The organism is Veronia nyctiphanis (genome assembly GCF_004116385.1).
In the GTDB taxonomy this organism is placed as follows: Bacteria; Pseudomonadota; Gammaproteobacteria; order Enterobacterales; family Vibrionaceae; genus Veronia; species Veronia nyctiphanis.
The window spans coordinates 1-2,616 of the sequence record NZ_PEIB01000079.1 but is presented as its reverse complement, the minus strand read 5'-3'; the positions used below and the strand labels follow the sequence as shown (position 1 = coordinate 2,616).

The 2,616-nt window shown below is 44.1% G+C and carries 2 protein-coding genes and 1 pseudogene; 2 read left to right on the top strand and 1 reads right to left on the bottom strand.

The genetic code is table 11. From position 1 onward, the window contains the following. Nucleotides 1–225: 225 nt before the first annotated feature. Nucleotides 226–546, top strand: coding sequence for a hypothetical protein (locus CS022_RS24405; RefSeq protein WP_129124453.1), 321 nt, complete (start codon nucleotides 226–228; stop codon nucleotides 544–546). Between the two features lie 110 nt (nucleotides 547–656). Continuing rightward, entirely contained in the window at nucleotides 657–1,007 is a 351-nt protein-coding gene (locus tag CS022_RS24400; RefSeq protein ID WP_129124454.1) for a cupin domain-containing protein, read from the top strand. A gap of 375 nt (nucleotides 1,008–1,382) precedes the next feature. On the opposite strand, the pseudogene CS022_RS24390 reads toward CS022_RS24400, so the two are convergent. Beyond that, nucleotides 1,383–2,405, bottom strand: a pseudogene (locus CS022_RS24390) (IS110 family RNA-guided transposase). Nucleotides 2,406–2,616 lie beyond the last annotated feature (211 nt).

Below are 2,616 nucleotides of genomic sequence, written 5' to 3'. Positions count from 1 at the left end.
CCAAATTCAGTATTAGGTGTCCTTACAGCATCAAACTTTGGTATTTTCATTTGGTCTGCATTAGTAATCAGTGTTGCAAGAGTACTTGAATTAATCTTTAAAAAATATGGTATTAAAACTTTTTACTATTCAGCGTAACCACATAAAAAATGCAGTCACAGGACAGAAAATCGCTCTGCCATTTTTAGCCTGTGCTGGCAGGCGTTAGGCATTAGAGAGGAATTAATGAAGTACACAGCATGGTTATTACAAACCTATCCAGAATTGAAAAATGAACCCAGCGTAAAAGTGCACAATTACGTCAAACAGGCAAAGAAAGATACAGTATATCAACGTGTGTTGATTACTTTATTTTTCTTCATACTTGTTTGTGTTCTATCGTTTTCTATTGGCTATAGCCTTTCTAAATTTAACGAAATTGATGAAACTTTGGCAGCATTAATTTCTGTCGTAACATCTATGCTGGTTTCCCTAGCTATTGAAGGTAGATTAAGAACAAATACTATTAGAAATAAACTTAGAGAACTTATTGATAAAAATGCCTAACAAATGCAGCCACAGGACAAAAAACTGCTCCGCTATTTTTTGCCTGTGCTGGCAGGCGTTATGGCGCTCAGTAGATCTACGGAAAATAATCAAAGAGGAATTTGGAAAAAATGATACGTAATTTTTACACCTGCGATAAAGAAGTCGGCGAAAATAGCCATGATGGAGAAGGTTCAATAGATATTTATCGTGCATTCAGACGTAAAGATTTCGATGGTGCTTGGGATTTTGCGATCCGTGTTGTTATGCCACCTGGAAGCTCTATGGGTGAGCATACTCACGGAGATGATGAAGAAATGTATATCATTTTGAAAGGTGAAGGCACTATGACCATTGAAGGAGAGGATAGAAAAGTGGCTTCAGGAGATATGATAGTTAATAAACGTTTTGGCACCCATGGTTTGGTTAATACATCGGACAATGAAATTGAGTTATTGATAATCCAAGCAAGTCTTAAGTAAATCGCCATAACAATCTGTTCAAGAGGGATTCGCAACGCGTGGCATTTTCACTATGCGTTGGTTTTAGTGTTTAAGGTGGCATGCGGCGGCATCGGTATTGCGTTGCTCACCCCTTAACAGGGCTACATGGATCCCCCCGTTCGTCAAACATCCGCAAGGCTTTCTGAGATATGTTATGGACTGCCGCTCTACATTCGGCCTTTATCTGACTCTCGTCATGGCCTGATGACATTGCGCGGTTGCAGTGCCTTATTCGTTAGAAGGCATCAAATGTGCCCGCCGCATTAACAGGCTCTCTGCAAATGGTCTTAACCTATTCTCATCAGCTGCGTCTGCAATGACCCGGTTGGGGTGTTTCCCTACGTGGCGTGTTTTTTACGCCACGTAGTCTTGATACTCGGTTTGATTGTTTAATAATGCCCAGATAATTCGCGCATTCTTGGCAGCGAGAGCAACAATGGCGCGGTTCATACCTCGCCGTTCAAGAACGTTTCGCCCCCAGACACTGAGCCTGTCCTGTTTTTAACCAAGATTAGTGATGGCAGCTCTCGCACCGTGAACGAGTAATGTTCGTAGGTATTTGTCGCCGTGCTTAGTGATCCGTCCAAGTCTAGGCTTGCCACCCGTTGAATACTGTTTTGGGACCAACCCTAGCCAAGCGGCAAAGTCTCTACCTGAATCGAACTGCTCTCCTTTGCCTATGCTGGCGATGATAGCGGTTGCAGTTTGAGGTCCAACTCCGCGAACGTTAAGAATACGCTGCACATTAGGGCTAGCCTTGGCGACCATATCAAAACATTGTTCCGTGTCGTCTATACGTTGATTGAGCGTTTGTAGGTGCTCAAAGCAATCAGTCAAGACAGCTCGCGCAATGTCGGGCAAATCGTTTTCGGCCGCTTCAAGAATGAGTGGCACTTCACGATGAATTGCAGCGCGACCAGTGGGAATGACAATTCCAAACTCGGCGAGTAACGCACGAATGCGGTTGATGAGAGCTGTCCGTTCCCGAACCCAATGCTCGCGCATTCGGTGAATAGCCAAAATGGCCTGGCGTTCAGGAGATTTAATGGGAACAAAGCGCGTATTGGGGCGTTGAACAGCTTCACAGATAGCGATTGCATCGTTAAGGTCATTTTTACCTTTGGTACGATACGGCCCCACGTATTTCGCTGCCATAATACGGGTATCGTGACCGAGTTTAATGAATTCTCTCGCCCAATAATGCGCACCACTGCAAGCTTCGAGACCTATGCGCATAGGTGGAATATTTGCTAATGTAGTCAGCAGTTTAGCGCGAGGCACCGATTTGTGAAGAATGACTTTTCCTCGCACATCAACCGCGTGCAATGAGAAGTGGTGTTTGGCAAGGTCAACACCGCAAAAGAATTGAGAAGACATGGAACCTCCGGTTTTGAAAAAGACACCTAAGTGTGGCAAATCCACATGAGGGGGATCCATGTCATTCGTTATCCCCCATCAATTTTACAGTTTTTGAGTCTCGAGGTTTAGCCGCCAAATTCCTCTTTTCATAGCCGCAGGTTTGTGTCGAAGTCACTGAACAACCTTTGTTTGCGTTGCGTGTCTGAAATTCCAATCACGCAGTTGAATT

What these genes read in the sequence shown, in the direction of transcription:
- CS022_RS24405 (WP_129124453.1), top strand. Translation starts at nt 226, where the DNA reads ATGAAGTACACAGCATGGTTATTACAAACCTATCCAGAATTGAAAAAT.
- CS022_RS24400 (WP_129124454.1), top strand. Translation starts at nt 657, where the DNA reads ATGATACGTAATTTTTACACCTGCGATAAAGAAGTCGGCGAAAATAGC.